This window comes from Photobacterium minamisatsumaniensis, from assembly GCF_050336695.1.
Classification (GTDB): Bacteria; Pseudomonadota; Gammaproteobacteria; order Enterobacterales; family Vibrionaceae; genus Photobacterium; species Photobacterium minamisatsumaniensis.
Window position 1 is genome coordinate 44,427 of record NZ_JAKJSI010000041.1, and the last position, 15,845, is coordinate 60,271.

At 45.1% G+C, this 15,845-nt stretch carries 18 protein-coding genes; 11 read left to right on the forward strand and 7 right to left on the reverse strand.

Going from position 1 to position 15,845, the window contains the following annotated elements:
* The first annotated feature begins 10 nt into the window (after positions 1-10).
* Together lipB and lipA are read left to right on the forward strand one after the other, a co-directional pair.
* A complete protein-coding gene (lipB, locus tag L4D78_RS21005; RefSeq protein ID WP_428468726.1) occupies positions 11-664 on the forward strand; it encodes a lipoyl(octanoyl) transferase LipB in 654 nt (217 codons plus the stop codon).
* Positions 657-1,628 (forward strand): lipoyl synthase, encoded by a 972-nt coding sequence (gene lipA, locus L4D78_RS21010; RefSeq protein WP_428468727.1) that lies wholly within the window; start codon positions 657-659, stop codon positions 1,626-1,628. The genes lipB and lipA overlap by 8 nt, the downstream gene beginning before the upstream one ends.
* A gap of 79 nt (positions 1,629-1,707) precedes the next feature.
* Here the strand turns inward: lipA and bamC are convergent, their stop codons facing one another.
* Complete coding sequence (bamC, locus tag L4D78_RS21015) at positions 1,708-2,736, reverse strand: outer membrane protein assembly factor BamC (protein WP_428468728.1); 1,029 nt, start codon at positions 2,734-2,736, stop codon at positions 1,708-1,710.
* A 30-nt stretch (positions 2,737-2,766) separates the two neighbouring features.
* Complete coding sequence (dapA, locus tag L4D78_RS21020; RefSeq protein ID WP_428468729.1) at positions 2,767-3,648, reverse strand: 4-hydroxy-tetrahydrodipicolinate synthase; 882 nt, start codon at positions 3,646-3,648, stop codon at positions 2,767-2,769.
* Positions 3,649-3,913: 265 nt separating this feature from the next.
* On the opposite strand from dapA, the gene L4D78_RS21025 reads away from it, so the two are divergent.
* Together L4D78_RS21025 and bcp are read left to right on the forward strand one after the other, a co-directional pair.
* Entirely contained in the window at positions 3,914-4,453 is a 540-nt protein-coding gene (locus tag L4D78_RS21025; RefSeq protein ID WP_428468752.1) for an ACT domain-containing protein, read from the forward strand.
* 10 nt (positions 4,454-4,463) lie between these two features.
* Complete coding sequence (gene bcp / locus L4D78_RS21030; protein ID WP_428468730.1) at positions 4,464-4,934, forward strand: thioredoxin-dependent thiol peroxidase; 471 nt, start codon at positions 4,464-4,466, stop codon at positions 4,932-4,934.
* A gap of 65 nt (positions 4,935-4,999) precedes the next feature.
* On the opposite strand, the gene L4D78_RS21035 is transcribed toward bcp, so the two are convergent.
* Entirely contained in the window at positions 5,000-6,073 is a 1,074-nt protein-coding gene (locus L4D78_RS21035; RefSeq protein WP_428468731.1) for an AI-2E family transporter, read from the reverse strand.
* Between the two features lie 7 nt (positions 6,074-6,080).
* Positions 6,081-6,308, reverse strand: coding sequence for a sulfurtransferase TusA family protein (locus tag L4D78_RS21040; RefSeq protein ID WP_428468732.1), 228 nt, complete (start codon positions 6,306-6,308; stop codon positions 6,081-6,083).
* Positions 6,309-6,485: 177 nt separating this feature from the next.
* Between L4D78_RS21040 and bepA the strand changes: the two genes are divergently transcribed.
* The 4 genes from bepA (at position 6,486) to L4D78_RS21060 (ending at position 9,516) form a co-directional block, all read left to right on the forward strand.
* Entirely contained in the window at positions 6,486-7,940 is a 1,455-nt protein-coding gene (gene bepA / locus L4D78_RS21045) for a beta-barrel assembly-enhancing protease (protein ID WP_428468733.1), read from the forward strand.
* 126 nt (positions 7,941-8,066) lie between these two features.
* Positions 8,067-8,417, forward strand: a complete 351-nt coding sequence (gene arsC, locus L4D78_RS21050; RefSeq protein WP_428468734.1) for an arsenate reductase (glutaredoxin) — start codon at positions 8,067-8,069, stop codon at positions 8,415-8,417.
* A 39-nt stretch (positions 8,418-8,456) separates the two neighbouring features.
* Positions 8,457-9,035 (forward strand): NAD(P)H:quinone oxidoreductase, encoded by a 579-nt coding sequence (wrbA, locus tag L4D78_RS21055; RefSeq protein ID WP_428468735.1) that lies wholly within the window; start codon positions 8,457-8,459, stop codon positions 9,033-9,035.
* 49 nt (positions 9,036-9,084) lie between these two features.
* Positions 9,085-9,516 carry a DUF2069 domain-containing protein gene (locus tag L4D78_RS21060; protein ID WP_428468736.1) on the forward strand — a complete coding sequence of 144 codons (432 nt, stop codon included), beginning with the start codon at positions 9,085-9,087 and terminating at the stop codon, positions 9,514-9,516.
* A 74-nt stretch (positions 9,517-9,590) separates the two neighbouring features.
* On the opposite strand, the gene L4D78_RS21065 is transcribed toward L4D78_RS21060, so the two are convergent.
* Positions 9,591-10,859 (reverse strand): DUF2066 domain-containing protein, encoded by a 1,269-nt coding sequence (locus tag L4D78_RS21065; protein ID WP_428468737.1) that lies wholly within the window; start codon positions 10,857-10,859, stop codon positions 9,591-9,593.
* Between the two features lie 284 nt (positions 10,860-11,143).
* Between L4D78_RS21065 and L4D78_RS21070 the strand changes: the two genes are divergently transcribed.
* Entirely contained in the window at positions 11,144-12,394 is a 1,251-nt protein-coding gene (locus L4D78_RS21070; RefSeq protein ID WP_428468738.1) for a uracil-xanthine permease family protein, read from the forward strand.
* 72 nt (positions 12,395-12,466) lie between these two features.
* Here the strand turns inward: L4D78_RS21070 and upp are convergent, their stop codons facing one another.
* Positions 12,467-13,093 carry a uracil phosphoribosyltransferase gene (upp, locus tag L4D78_RS21075; protein ID WP_428459500.1) on the reverse strand — a complete coding sequence of 209 codons (627 nt, stop codon included), beginning with the start codon at positions 13,091-13,093 and terminating at the stop codon, positions 12,467-12,469.
* Positions 13,094-13,289: 196 nt separating this feature from the next.
* Here upp and purM point away from each other — a divergent pair, with 196 nt between their 5' ends.
* Together purM and purN are read left to right on the forward strand one after the other, a co-directional pair.
* Positions 13,290-14,330 carry a phosphoribosylformylglycinamidine cyclo-ligase gene (gene purM / locus L4D78_RS21080; protein WP_428468739.1) on the forward strand — a complete coding sequence of 347 codons (1,041 nt, stop codon included), beginning with the start codon at positions 13,290-13,292 and terminating at the stop codon, positions 14,328-14,330.
* A 4-nt stretch (positions 14,331-14,334) separates the two neighbouring features.
* On the forward strand, positions 14,335-14,979 hold the full coding sequence (gene purN / locus L4D78_RS21085) for a phosphoribosylglycinamide formyltransferase (protein ID WP_428468740.1): 645 nt from the start codon (positions 14,335-14,337) through the stop codon (positions 14,977-14,979).
* 74 nt (positions 14,980-15,053) lie between these two features.
* Here the strand turns inward: purN and L4D78_RS21090 are convergent, their stop codons facing one another.
* Positions 15,054-15,833 carry a class II glutamine amidotransferase gene (locus tag L4D78_RS21090; protein ID WP_428468741.1) on the reverse strand — a complete coding sequence of 260 codons (780 nt, stop codon included), beginning with the start codon at positions 15,831-15,833 and terminating at the stop codon, positions 15,054-15,056.
* Positions 15,834-15,845 lie beyond the last annotated feature (12 nt).

Below are 15,845 nucleotides of genomic sequence, written 5' to 3' on the forward strand. Positions count from 1 at the left end.
GGGTGTTACATTGCAAAAAAAGATTATCATCAGAAATCTTGGCCGTCGGGACTATGAACCAACCTGGCAAGCCATGCACGAATTTACCGATACACGCGGTGCAGACACACTGGACGAAATCTGGTTGGTTGAACACAATGCCGTGTTTACCCAAGGCCAAGCGGGAAAAGCCGAGCACTTAATCAACACTGGTGATATACCAGTTGTACAAAGTGATCGTGGTGGACAAGTTACCTACCATGGCCCTGGCCAGCTAGTCGCCTATGTATTGGTTGATCTGCGTCGTGACAAACTTGGTGTGCGTGATTTAGTTACCCACATCGAGAATACTGTTATAAATACTCTATCCCACTTTGGGATTGAATCTAATGCCCGCCCTGATGCGCCGGGTGTGTATGTCAATGAACAAAAGATATGCTCACTGGGTTTGCGGATCAGACGCGGTTGCTCTTTTCATGGTCTGGCACTCAATATCAATATGGATCTGGCACCATTTCTGCGTATTAATCCTTGTGGCTATGCCGGAATGGAAATGACGCAAACAGCGTTATTGAACGGCCCGAATGAACTTATGGAAGTTCAGCCTGTACTTGTAGAAGAACTGATCAAACTGCTTGATTATCAGAGCGTTGAGTGGAAAACGGAAAGCAATTCAAATGAGTAAACCAATAAAAATCGAGAAAGGTGTCAAGTACCGCGATGCCGACAAAATGGCGCTGATCCCTACCCGCAATGTCGAGGTAGAAGATGCACCAAAGGAAGTACTGCGTAAACCAGAATGGATGAAGATTAAACTTCCATCTGATAGTCACCGTATTCAAGAAATTAAATCGGCGATGCGCAAAAATAATCTCAACTCTGTGTGTGAAGAAGCATCATGCCCAAACTTGGCAGAATGTTTCAATCACGGTACGGCCACCTTTATGATCCTTGGTGCGATCTGTACTCGTCGTTGCCCATTCTGTGATGTTGCCCACGGCCGACCACTTCCACCCAATGCGGAAGAGCCTACGCAATTAGCTCAGACCATTGCAGACATGAAACTACGCTACGTGGTTGTCACTTCTGTTGACCGTGATGATCTTCGTGACGGTGGTGCTCAGCACTTTGCTGATTGTACCCGAGAGATTAGAGCGAAAAACCCAAGTATCAGAATCGAAACATTAGTGCCCGATTTCCGTGGCCGTATGGATCGTGCGCTTGAAATCCTGCGTGATAGTCCACCAGATGTATTTAATCACAACCTAGAAACAGCGCCTCGCCTTTATCGTAAGGCTCGACCTGGCGCGAACTACCAGTGGTCACTCGATCTACTGAAGAAGTTCAAGGAAATGCACCCTGACGTCCCGACAAAGTCTGGTGTCATGATGGGCCTAGGTGAAACTAAAGAAGAGATTGTCGAAGTATTGAAAGATCTTCGTGCCCATGGTGTAACCATGCTTACTTTAGGTCAATACCTTGCGCCAAGTCGTCACCACTTGCCGGTTGAGCGTTATGTGCCGCCAGCAGAGTTCGACGAACTAAAAGATATCGCTCTTGAACTTGGCTTTACTCACGCTGCTTGTGGCCCGTTTGTACGTTCATCGTACCATGCTGATATGCAGGCTCGCGGCGAAGAAGTGAAGTAAACAATCTTACTCACTGCAATAAAAAAACCGCTATCGGCTGAGCCAATAGCGGTTTTTTATTAATCGAAGAAAATAGACTTTAGCTATTATTTGCGCGTTCAATCGCCGCAGCTAATACTGGTGCTAAGCTATCCAGTTCTTCCTCTGTAACAGGCTTGCCATCAGAATCAGTTATACTGATTGACGTTCGGTTACCAAGATCACCAAGCTGAATATTATACGTGCGATCATCCAGTGCAATTGGCTTAGTACCCAGCTCTGTCCAGAATTCATCATCTGGAGACTTGAACTTCACTTCAACCGTACCTTGTGATCGGTTACGCCCTTCAACAGTGAAGCCTAAATCACCCAGCACTTCTGGGAATCGCTCCCAAAATACGTTATAAGGCGCACGTGCAATAATGATCGGTAAACCACTACGATCTTGTCCCATTGAAATTGGAATTTGTTTCACCAACTCCTGAGCTTTTATACGTGCTTCATCTCGTACTTGTTGATCATATCGAGCGGTGATCAAGTTAGTCATTAAGATGCTATAACGTTCTTTATTATCCGCAGAAACAGGTTGCTCTACACCAGCTTCACGCCAAGCAACTAAACTTACCTGATAGGTATAACGCCCACCTTCTGCTGACTTTTCAATACGGTATCGACTACCGATTTCGCTATCTTCATCAGCATTTGTCCAGCTCACCCAATCCGTATCCATCACATTCGCGGTTTGGTTTAGTAAGCTGATATCTTGCTCAGCAATAACTTTCTGGCTTAGTGTCCAAACTTTACTCAGCTCTTCTTGCTTGAGTAAGACTAAAGTCACGCCATCTTCATGCTTGATAGTACGAGCACCAGGAATAAGCGCTAAGACCTGTTGTGGCGGTCGAATATCAACCTCTGGCCCTAACCCTCCCTGAACATTCGACGCAGGAATAGTATAGTCGCTGACCTGAGAAGGCTGCGCTCCAGCGGGTAAGCTCCACTCTTCCAATGGCTTTGTATTCAGGTATTCAAAATCCTGATTTGCCTGACGGCGGCGATCTGCGCCATCAGAACAACCAGCCAGTATTGCTACAGCAACAGCTGTAACCACTAGCTTATATTTGTAATTCATTACGCTTTTGCGCTCCTACGCTTTCGCAAATTACAGCAGTACGTTGGCATCTTTCAGAGCTTCTAATACTACTGGTTGTGCAGATTCACTTAGCTCAGTCAATGGTAGACGAAGGTCACCATATTTGATCAAACCAAGTTGTTGCGCTGCCCATTTTACTGGGATTGGGTTCGATTCAACAAACAAGTGCTTATGCAATGGCATAATACGCTGATTAATTTCCTTTGCTGCTTCAAGTTGACCGGATAATGCCAGCTTAAACATGGCCGCCATTTCAGGTGCAGCCACATTTGCTGTGACCGAAATCACACCGTGTCCGCCTTCTGCAACAAAATCTAGTCCTGTCACATCATCACCGCTTAATTGGATGAAATCCTCACCACAAAGTTCCCGTGTTTTTTTCACTCGTGACAAATCAGCCGTGGCATCTTTAATACCGATAATATTATCAATTACAGCAAGACGGCCAACCGTTTCTGGCAACAAATCTACCGCGGTACGACCCGGTACATTATAGAGAATTTGGGGTAAATCCGTTGCTTCAGCAATAGCTTTGAAATGCTGGAACAAACCCTCTTGTGTCGGTTTGTTATAGTAAGGCGTAACCGTTAAGCATGCCGCAACACCTGTACCGGAAAACAATTTGCTAAAGGTGATGGCTTCATGAGTCGCATTAGCACCAGTTCCTGCAATAACAGGCACTCGGCCTTTAGCATACTCTAATGTTTTTAGTACCACCTTCACGTGCTCATCAACAGTCAATGTTGCTGACTCACCGGTGGTTCCTACCGCTACAATTGCATCCGTTCCTGCATCAATGTGGTATTCAACTAATGATGCTAAGCTAGCGTAATCAACTTCACCAGCTTCATCTAGTGGCGTAACTAACGCTACCATGCTTCCTGAAAACATCTCCATCTCCCCTTAAGAATAAATTCTTGGCAGCTTTATTATTTGGCACCACTTCAAATCATAAGACCCCGAAAACGATAACCCGAATAATAAAGCGGCCAAGCAAAACCATACTACTTTTCAGTTACAGTAAACTCAAGACAGAAGTAAGTAAATCAGTTAACTACCGCAACAACGTATTCGCTAAATTTTGTCGAGTGGGTAGCTAGCCGGATCCAATGACTGTGCTACCATGCTGGAGTATTCATTACGTGATATAAAAAATATGGAACATTACTTAGTTATTACTGCTGTTGGTACGGATCGCCCAGGGATTTCAGATGAAATCACACGTTTGATCACTCATTGTGGCTGTAATATTGTTGACAGCCGACTGGCACTCTTTGGCCATGAATTCACGCTAATCATGCTACTTTCGGGTAACACCAATGCGATGTCGCGGGTTGAAGCCACTTTACCGCTTAAAGCCCAAGAGCATGATTTGTTAACCGTAATGAAGCGGACAGAAAAACATGAATATCGTTTTTTCCCTTACACCGCTGATTTTAGTATCGAGGCAACTGACAGCCCTGGTCTGATCGAGCAGTTCACCCATTTTTTTGCCCATAAAAACGTTGATATCGCATCATTAAGTGCCCAAACTCACGAAAGTCATGACGTAGACGCACCAAACAAATTTCAGTTGCAGATAAGTACAAACTTACCTGAAGACTGCAACTTAATAACACTACAAGAAGAATATGAAGCACTCTGCCAAGATCTTTTAGTAACCGGTAGCGTGACCTTCGTCGGCCATAATCAATAAGGAAAACACTATGAAGACTTTGACCGCAGGTACGCCAGCGCCAGCCTTCACATTACAAAACCAAGATGACACCCCCGTTAGCCTTGCTGACTTTAAGGGAAAAAAAGTACTCGCTTATTTTTACCCTAAAGCGATGACGCCAGGCTGCACAGTACAAGCATGTGGCTTGCGTGACAGCAAAGCAGAGCTTGATGCCTTTAATGTTGAAGTGCTGGGGATCAGTATTGATGCCGTTAAGCGTCTGCCTAAGTTTATCGAGCGGGATAACCTAAACTTCACCCTGCTTTCTGATGAAGATCATGCGGTGACTGATCAGTTCGGTATTTGGGGTGAGAAGAAGTTTATGGGTAAAGTCTACGATGGCCTGCATCGTACCAGCTTCCTGATTGATGAAAACGGTATTATTGAGCACGTATTCAATAAGTTCAAAACCAAAGATCATCACGAAGTCGTATTAAGCTACCTCAAAGAAAACAGCTAAATATTATCGCTCAAATGAAAAAGGCCGCTCTCGCGGCCTTTTTGCTCACTCTATATTGCGTATCGCTATTCTAAGGTGTCATCAACGAACGGCTCAGATGCATGTAATGCACGCCACACAGCTTTCACCAACGTGGCCAGCGGTATAGCAAAGAAGACCCCCCAAAAACCCCACAGGCCACCGAAGACTAATACTGCAACAATGATCCACACAGGATGCAGGTTCACCGCTTCTGAAAACAAAACAGGCACTAGCACATTACCATCGAGAGTTTGAATAATGCCGTAGGCAACTAACAACCACCAGAAGTCAGGACTGACCCCCCACTGGAACAAACCAACCATGGCAACAGGCAATGTCACCACAGCAGCGCCTATATAAGGAATGAGAACCGAGAAGCCAACCAGTACACCTAACAAAACAGCATAGCGAAGATCCATGACTGCAAACGTCACATAACTCGTAATGCCCACAATGAATATTTCAGTGACTTTACCTCGAATATAATTCGAAATTTGCTGATTCATTTCAGCGCCAACTTTGCTCGCTAAGCGACGATTTTTAGGTAAAACACCACTTAATGTTGCGAGCATTTCTTCTTTGTCGATCAACAAGAAGAACACCAATAATGGCACCAAAATGAAATACACTGCCAACGTAGCCAAACTGACCAATGAAGCAAATGAACCTTTTACCGCACTTTCCCCCATCCCCAATACTTTTTCACGTAAAGTATTCATGAAGGTGCCCACTTGGTGTGGTTGCACAAAGTCAGGGTAGCGCTCAGGTAAACTCAATACATATTCTTGAAAACCGTTAAACATACTGGGTACATCGGCCAATAGGTTACCGACCTGATGCCAAATAGTTGGAACCAGCCCAAAAACAGCCATCATCATCAAACCCGCAAATATCATCAATACCGTGATGACGGCAAACCGGCGTGGTAAACCTAGCCGATTGAGCTGCATGACTGGCCACTCAAGTAAATAGGCAAGAACAATAGCAACAAGCAATGGTGCGATGAGGTTACCGAAAAAGTAAATTGTCAGAAATCCACCCAACAAAATAGCGACTAAGCTAACTGCATGGGGATCAGAAAAACGTCGCCTGTACCAGCGATTGAGCATATCCAACATAAAAAGATTACTGCCTTTTGGTCACAATTATTACAAGTACCTGATGACTATCAGCCTGTACTTCGATATTAAAGCCATTAGCTATAAGATAACGGGGAATGTCTTGCCGTGCACCTGAATCAGCAATATGGATTTCAATCTGCTGACCAACACTTAATGCCTTGGTCGCTCGTTTAGCCATTAACAGTGCCATAGGGCAACGTTCTGCAGTCAAATTTAGTAACGCGGTTTCCATTCCAGTATACTGACAATTATTCTCCATAGGGGTATTGTAAAGGACATCTACTCGACAAAAAAGAAACCTGTGCAAGGATTCGTTGTCTTAGCTACTCATCACTCTCTTAGCCAGAGCAGATTTAGTTTCGCATCACGCGAAAAACAGTAAACGTAACAAGGCGGTTGTATTTTAAATATGTTTCGATTTACTAAGGCACCAGCCTTTATACTCATTAGTGCATTACTTGGTACCAGTTTTCCTGCGTCAACGAACTCGATAAGTAGCCTACCAGAAATTGGGATGGCAGCAGCCTCGACCTTAAGTATCGAAAAAGAAATTGAGTATGGCGATGCTTACATGCGTATGATCCGGGCAAGCATGCCTGTCGTTAGCGATCCACTCCTCTCTGAATATATCAGTGATCTTGGCCATCAATTGGTCGCTAATGCGAGTGATGTTCGTACCCCATTTAACTTTTTCATGATCCAAAATCGCGAAATTAATGCATTTGCCTTTTTTGGTGGTCATGTCGCGATTCATACCGGTTTGTTTCTTCATGCAAATACTGAAAGTGAGCTTGCCTCTGTTGTTGCCCACGAAATAGCACATATTACCCAACGCCACTTAGCCCGAAGTATGGAGGATCAAGCCAGGAAGTCACCAGCGACCATGGCTGCACTCATTGGTTCTTTGATGTTAGCAATCGCTTCTCCTGAGGCAGGAATAGCCGCCATTCATGCAACAACAGCAGCATCGGCACAAGGGCAAATAAACTACACCCGTAGTAATGAAAAAGAAGCGGACTATATCGGTATTACAACCTTGGAAAAATCTGGCTTTGATGTTCAAGCTATGCCGCGATTTTTTGGTCGATTAGCCGACCAATATCGCTACGCAAGCACACCACCTCAAATGCTACTGACTCACCCATTGCCTGAATCGCGGGTTACCGACAGCCGAGAACGGGCCAACCAATACCCAAGCCGTCAAGTTAAAGACTCTGTACGCTATGAGCTTGCACGAGCACGCATCATTGCCCGCTATGCTGGTCTCGATAGTAATGCCGCGTTAGATTGGTTTGAACGCCGGCTGAAACGTGCCAATGGCGCTGCCCGCGATGCATTAAACTATGGTAAGGCTCTGGTTTATATTGATACCGGTAAATACCAACAAGCACATGCCTTACTTGACCCACTTCTGGCTGCTGAGCCTAACAATCGCTTTTATATTGATTCAGCGACTGATCTCGACTTATATGAAAAACAATTTGATAGGGCTATATCTCGTTTAGAAAATGCGCTCAAGGCTACCCCTAATCATAAAGTGCTGAACTTGAACTTAGCGCATGCATTACAAGAGGCTGACCGTAATAACGAGAGTATCCCCATTCTGACCCGCTACACCTATGACAACCCACAAGATGCAAACGGCTGGCACTTACTTGCTCAAGCACAAGCCGCAAATGGGCGCCGAGATGCCGAGTTAGCAGCACGGGCAGAATTAATGGCATTACGAGGGGCTTGGGAAAAAGCCATTCAATTTTATATTCAGGCAAGCCAGCTTGTTGATATAAATTCATTAGACCAAGCTCGCTATGACGCTCGTATTGACCAACTACGTTTGGCACGTTCACGGTTTGCAAACCTCTGATCGCGCTCTCAAACCACAATGCTAATCCATTTCTTCTTGCTGACACTTGCTCTACAATAGGGCAACATAACTAAAACACTCTATTGGCCGCTGGAAAGCGGCCATCAGCGCTTATAGGAAGAAACCATGCCAGTGATCATCTATCATAACCCTCGCTGTTCTAAAAGCCGCCAAACATTGGCCTTACTCGAAGAAAACAATGTTTCTCCAGAGATTGTCAAATACCTTGATGACACCCCAAGTAGCGAGCAATTACAAACGCTGCTAAAGCAACTCGGTTACAACTCAGCGCGCGATATGATGCGTACCAAAGAAGCTCTTTACAAAGAATTAGCGCTTGGCGAAGACAGTGTGACCGAGCAACAGCTCTTTGAGGCCATGGCTGCAAACCCTAAACTGATCGAACGCCCAATTGTTGTCAATGGCGATAAAGCAGCTATGGGTCGCCCACCAGAGCAAGTACTCACCATTCTGTAGTAAACGCAGATTGGCTAACACCGCAGTTAAGGCAGATTGATGAATAGTATTTTAGTGCTCTATTACAGTCGTCATGGCAGTACACGCCAACTCGCCCGACAAATAGCCCGTGGAATCGAACAAGTTGCTAATTGTGAAGCCGTTTTACGCACAGTGGCCGATATCAACCATCTCGGTCAAACCACGGAGATATCACAAGGTGATCTGCTGGTTTCTCGAAACGATCTCGATCAATGTCTCGGGCTAGCAATGGGAAGTCCTGTACGGTTTGGCAATATGGCAGCACCGTTAAAACACTTTATTGATTCGACCAGCACTGAATGGTTATCAGGCACGCTTATTGGTAAGCCTGCATGTGTTTTCACCTCCTCATCATCGATGCATGGAGGCCAAGAAACGACCCTGCAATCCATGATGTTGCCATTGCTACATCACGGCATGTTAGTCATGGGGATCCCCTACTCACAGCCTGCTTTGCATACAACAACATCAGGCGGTACACCGTATGGGCCATCTCACTTGAATCATGGATCAGACCGGCAGTTAAGCCGAGAAGAGTGTGAACTCGCACAAGCGATGGGAAAACGGCTAGCTCAAGCTGCGCTTAAATTACAATGATCACTATACCCCGCTCACTGGGTACGAATAGGTCATAAAAGGATGTCACATGACCGCGATGAGTAAAACAACCCGCAGCTTACGCTATGCGGCACTAACGGCGAACCTTTCTTTATTAGGCTGGGTGGGTTTATGGCAAAGCACCTTATCGCCACACCCACACCTTAACAGTATCGTTCTTGCCGGTGTATGGATGCTGCCTATACTGCTTCCTCTAAAAGGCATTTTAGCGGGTAAACCCTATACCCACGCCTGGGCTAACTTCATTTTAATGTTTTACTTCCTTCATGCTCTTACCTTGCTATGTGTGGATGAAGGTGAACGCTGGCTGGCGTTAGTCGAACTCATACTGACGACTAGCGCATTTATAGCCAACATTTTATTTGCGCGGATGCGAGGTAAAGAGTTAGGAATAAAGCTGAAGCGATTATCTCAAGTAGAGAAAGAAGAAAAAGCCCGACATGAAGAGCCAAGGTCCTAAAAAATTATCGTAGTACGATCAAAAACGGTGGGCATGCCCACCGTTTTTTCAAGATTCAAATCACATAGAGACGACTAAGGCGTCCAATGGAATACTTGGGCTTGCTTCGCTGGACGCGTATTAACAGGTGCCACCTCTAGTTCTTCGCTGCTGCTATTTTCTACGTCAGGCACAGAGATTGATACTCCTTCTGTATCAATAGGTTGACTTGCCTTAGACGTCGATTCTGGTGCTTGTAACTGAGTCGCCCGGATCATTCCCTCAACCGTTGGCTCGCTGTTGATTTCTTCCTCAGCCTCAATGACCTCGCTCGCTTGCGTGTCTTCTGCAGCAACAGGCATTGCTGATGAAAGTCGACGGTCTTGGCTTAACTCTCGCTGAAAGGCATCTTCAGTACTTAAGAGCTGAACGGTAAACTCAACACTCTGCCCTTGGATTTTATGCGCATTTACCGCAGCAACAGACGTTAAGTTGGTCATCATTCGCTCTAGTGTAAAGAAATCTTCTGATGATTGAATATTATCCACCACCACCGACACTAAACCAGAATTATCGCCTCCAAGTGGCACCGCATATTTTGCCGCCAAATGATCAGTAATCTGGCCCACCATTTGAGTTATGGCCTCTGCCTTCGTTGCTTCAATACGCCCTTCTACAGGTACTAACTGAGCCGTGGCAAGACGGTCTGCTTTTTCCGCAAAAAGTTGCCAGCCAAGTTGTACACTTCCATCATTCATTTGACGTGAACGAGCAACTACGATGGCATCTGGCTGATAACGAAGGCTCGCACTCGATATTGGCTGAATAAATCCACCCCAAAGATCGGGAATACTAATTGCTGTAACATCTTCAAAATCACCAATAGGTAACATCACAGGTAAACCACGCACATCTGATGCACGTTTTACATCCTGTAATAAAGCATTGCTGGACTGATCCCATACAATATTACGGCTTCGGTTGGCATCTTCGACCAGCCATATCAGTACATTTGGACGCTGCTCACCCCATAGTGTGGAACCCGCTTGCGTTAACAAGTTACGGATCCGCGCACGGTCAAACGTCAAATCCAGTGTTTGTTGACCATCCAAATTACCATAGCCAAACTGACTAACATACTGACTACTATTCTTGATTGCTTTGGCAATCACTTCATTTTGTATTATCCCACTCTGACCAGAAACTTTGATCAGCACCTGTTGCAGCGCCTGATTACGAGCGGCTTGCTCAGACTGTCTATCCGTATCTGGCAGTATCACCTGCGCTTGATACAAGTTGGTAACCGTTGCCGCTTTTAACGGCAGGGCTAATATCACCATGAAAAGTAACGCAACACGCAACATAGTAAACTCATTCATTACTTAATTAAGGCCTGATCATAAAGTGATCGTATCTCGCTCGGCAACTGCTTCTGACACAAAATTCGAACTCTTTTAAGTATTTTCACCACGAATTGCTAATAAGTATCTGTCATTACAAGTAATCCATCGTCAGTAAATTGTGATAATTCCGTTTTTACATAAGTAACACAATGTATCGAGCAAATAATTGATCTCCCTTCTTAGGCAAACGTTTTCTACTGTGATAACATTCCGCGATTTTTTTTATTGCTTGGGTGGAATTTATAATGATGCAGATATTACAGGGTGCTCAAATGCTATTTGTCGCATTTGGTGCCTTAGTCTTGGTACCCCTTTTAACAGGGCTGGATCCTAACGTTGCCCTATTTGGTGCTGGTATCGGCACACTTCTTTTCCAAGTTATCACCAAACGATCTGTCCCAATCTTCCTTGCTTCCTCTTTTGCTTTTATTGCTCCTATCATGTACGGCGTCCAAACCTGGGGCATTGCTGCAACCATGGGCGGCCTAATGATGGCAGGGGTGGTTTATATTTGCATGGGTGTCGTCATTAAAGTTCGTGGCGTCGGTATTATCCATAAACTACTTCCTCCCGTCGTGGTGGGTCCTGTAATTATGGTCATAGGCCTCGGCTTGGCCCCCGCTGCTGTGAACATGGCTGTAGGCAAAACAGGTGACGGTGCCGTTCAGCTCGTTAATGGTGATGCTGCCATCTGGATTTCTGCAATTTCCCTACTAGTAACGATTGGGGTTAGTGTTTTTGCAAAAGGTTTCTTCAAGCTCATGCCTATCATGGCGGGTATCGTTACTGGCTACATGACAAGCTTGGCATTCGGCGTTGTTGACTTTACGCCCGTTCAACAAGCTAGCTGGTTGGCCATGCCAAACTTTACCTTTCCTGAGTTCAACATTAATGCCGTATTATTTATGATCCCTGTAGCGATAGCGCCTGCTGTCGAACACGTAGGTGACATGCTAGCAATATCGAATGTTACGGGTAAGGATTACCTAAAAAAACCAGGCCTACATCGCACTATAGCTGGTGACGGAGTGGCAACGATTGCGGCTTCAATGGTTGGAGCTCCACCCAATACCACATATTCAGAAGTAACAGGCGCTGTAATGTTAACAAAGTCATTCAACCCTGTGATTATGACTTGGACTGCGGTAACCGCGTTGGTATTAGCGTTTGTGGGTAAGCTCGGCGCAATGCTTCAAACAATTCCAGTCCCGGTTATGGGCGGTATAATGATCCTGTTGTTTGGTTCAATTGCCACTGTTGGGCTAAATACCCTCATCAAAAACCAAGTTGATTTACATAAAGCTCGTAACCTAGTGATTGTGGCTGTTACTCTCGTATTTGGTATTGGCGGTATGGCATTTGGTATTGGCGAGTTTAGCCTACAAGGGGTAAGTCTTTGCGGTATCGTTGCGATACTCCTAAACCTGATCTTACCTGATGATCTTGGTGAAAATCACGTTGTTGATAACGCTCAAATCGATGAAAATCACCACTAGCATTGATACATATTGCTAAACCTCAGATATAAAAAAACCGGACTATCGTCCGGTTTTTTTTCGCTCGAGTAATTACTTCGTGCCGAAGATCTTATCACCCGCATCGCCCAAACCAGGGACGATGTAGCCTTTATCATTTAGCTTTTCATCAATTGCTGCAGTGTACAGCTCTACATCTGGGTGTGCTTTCTTAAGCGCTTCAATGCCTTCAGGAGCAGCAACCAACACCAGAACTTTAAACTGCTTACAACCTTGCTCTTTCAATAGGTCTAATGTAGCAATCATAGAGCCACCAGTCGCTAGCATTGGATCTACAACCAATGCAATACGCTCATCGATGTTTGACGCCAGCTTGTTAAAGTATGGGACTGGCTCTAGTGTTTCCTCATCACGGTAAATACCGACAACACTAATGCGCGCACTTGGCATATGCTCAAGTACACCATCCATCATACCCAAACCCGCACGCAAGATTGGCACTACAGTAACTTTCTTACCTTTGATCTGATCAATTTCAACTGGACCATTCCAGCCTTCAATCGTCACTTTTTCTGTTTCGAAATCTGAAGTCGCTTCGTACGTAAGCAAGCTACCAACTTCTGTTGCTAGCTCACGAAAACGCTTAGTGCTGATATCACCTTCACGCATAAGACCAATCTTATGTTTTACTAACGGGTGTTTCACCTCAACGACTTTCATCTCTGACTCCTAGACACGCAAAATTTAAAAAAAACGCATTATTATACACTAGACCAATTGTAGCTAGATAGTGCTTACGTCATCGTTTGCTCAAGAATTAGCCAGCAATATTTATTGACGCAAACGTTTCCCTTTCCGCCCTGACTGCTGTTATCATAGCCCCGCTTTTTTACTTTAATACGTTGAGGGATCTCCTGTGAGCGACAATAACTCTTCTCTTAGTTACAAAGATGCTGGTGTTGATATCGATGCAGGTAATGCATTAGTTGATCGTATTAAAGGGGTGGTCAAACGCACCCACCGTCCCGAAGTAATGGGCGGAATTGGTGGTTTCGGTGCACTATGTGCCCTACCAACCAAGTATAAAGAGCCGGTATTAGTTTCTGGTACAGACGGCGTGGGCACAAAACTTCGTTTAGCGATGGATTTAAACAAGCACGATACAATTGGTATCGACTTAGTAGCCATGTGTGTAAACGACCTGATTGTTCAAGGTGGCGAACCTCTGTTCTTCCTTGATTACTACGCAACAGGTAAGTTAGACGTAGACACTGCTGCTGCAGTTGTTGCAGGTATTGGTGAAGGCTGTATTCAATCTGGCTGTGCACTGATTGGTGGTGAAACAGCTGAAATGCCAGGTATGTACCATGGCGAAGACTATGACGTCGCTGGCTTCTGTGTTGGTGTTGTCGAAAAAGCTGACATCATCGATGGTAGCAAGGTTAAAGCAGGTGATGCTCTAATTGCTGTGGGTTCTAGCGGCCCTCACTCAAACGGTTTCTCTTTGATCCGTAAAATTCTTGAAGTATCAGACGCTGATTTAAGCCAAGAACTTGAAGGTAAAGCACTATCTGATCACCTACTAGAGCCAACAAAAATCTACGTAAAATCAACACTGAAAATGATGGAAAGCTGTGATGTTCACGCTATTTCACACATTACAGGTGGTGGTTTCTGGGAAAATATCCCTCGCGTTCTACCGGAAGGTACGAAAGCAGTCGTTAACGGTAATAGCTGGGAGTGGCCTGTTGTCTTTAACTGGCTACAAGATGCTGGCAATGTTGATACTTACGAAATGTACCGCACCTTTAACTGTGGTGTTGGCCTTGTCATTGCGCTTCCACAAGAGCAAGCAGAGCAAGCTATCAACATTCTGAACGCTGAAGGCGAAAATGCATGGCTGCTTGGTAGCATTGCTAACGCTGATGCAAGTGAAGAACAGGTGGAGATCCTGTAAGCCGATGAAAAATATCGTCGTTCTTATTTCCGGAAACGGATCTAACCTTCAAGCTATCATTGATGCCTGTGATTCAGGCATCATTGAAAATGCGAAAGTCGCCGCTGTATTATCAAATAAAGCGAACGCTTACGGCCTTGAACGGGCAAAAGAATCAGGCATTGATGCGCTACATTTATCAGCAGTAGATTTTACAGATCGTGCAGAATACGATCAGGCAATGTCTGTGTTAATTGATAACTACCAGCCTGATTTAGTGATTCTGGCTGGATTCATGCGGATTCTGAGCGGCGAGTTTGTTCGTCACTACCAAGGGCGAATGATCAATATCCATCCGTCGTTGCTGCCTAAATACACGGGCCTTAATACCCACCAGCGAGCCATTGACGCCGGTGATACTGAGCATGGTACCAGTGTACATTTTGTTACTGAAGAGCTAGATGGTGGCCCCGTTATCCTACAGGCTAAAGTGCCCATTTTTAATGGCGATACTGTAGAAGAAGTTACCGAACGAGTGCAAGAACAAGAGCACCGTATCTATCCTCTTGTCGCAAATTGGTGTCTTCAGCAGCGGGCAATAATGAACGGTGAGCAAGCCGTCGTTGATGGTGAAATACTGTCAGAACAGGGGTATGCAACGGAAGACTAATCGTCTTGGCTCCATACCGACCCTATAAAAAACGCGACCTCGGTCGCGTTTTTATTTTTATGAACTCTGCAGTATCAAACCGTTCGGTTATGGACCAATTCACCATAATGAAACACACCGAACTCTCCCGGCTGCATTTTATGCCAGCTTTCATCATTGGTCAGCGGTTGAGTTGCAACCACCGTCACCACATCATTGAGTGTCGTTTCTTGTTGAAAATCAATCGTTACATCTTCATCAATCAACGAGGCTTGGCCAAACGGTGCCCGACGCGTTATCCAATGTAAATTATTGGTACAGTACGTAAGTACATACTCGCCATTACTTAACAGCATGTTATACACGCCAAGTTCTTTTAACGTGTCACAACTCTTCGCGACCAATTCAAAAACCGCTTCCCAGTCATCGGTTGGTTCAGGGTATTCAGCTTCTAGTTGATTAAGTAACCAACAAAAAGCAATTTCACTATCCGTGTCACCAACGGGCTTAAATCGCCCAGTATCTAAAGATTGATACCCCGTTAACTGGCCATTATGCGCAAAAGTCCAATAACGTCCCCAAAGTTCACGTGTAAATGGGTGGGTATTTTCTAAATTAACTCCGCCTCGGTTTGCCTGCCGAATATGGCTAACGACCGCACAGCTTTTTATTGGGTATTCCTGCACTAGTTCCGCAATACGCGATTGGCAGCTAGGGTTAGGATCTTTAAATGTACGAAACCCCCTCCCCTCATAGAAGGTAATTCCCCAGCCATCACGATGTGGCCCAGTATTGCCACCACGCTGCATTAAACCTGTAAAACTAAAACAAATATCAGTTGGCACATTGGCACTCATGCCAAGTAATTCACACATAGTCCATCATGC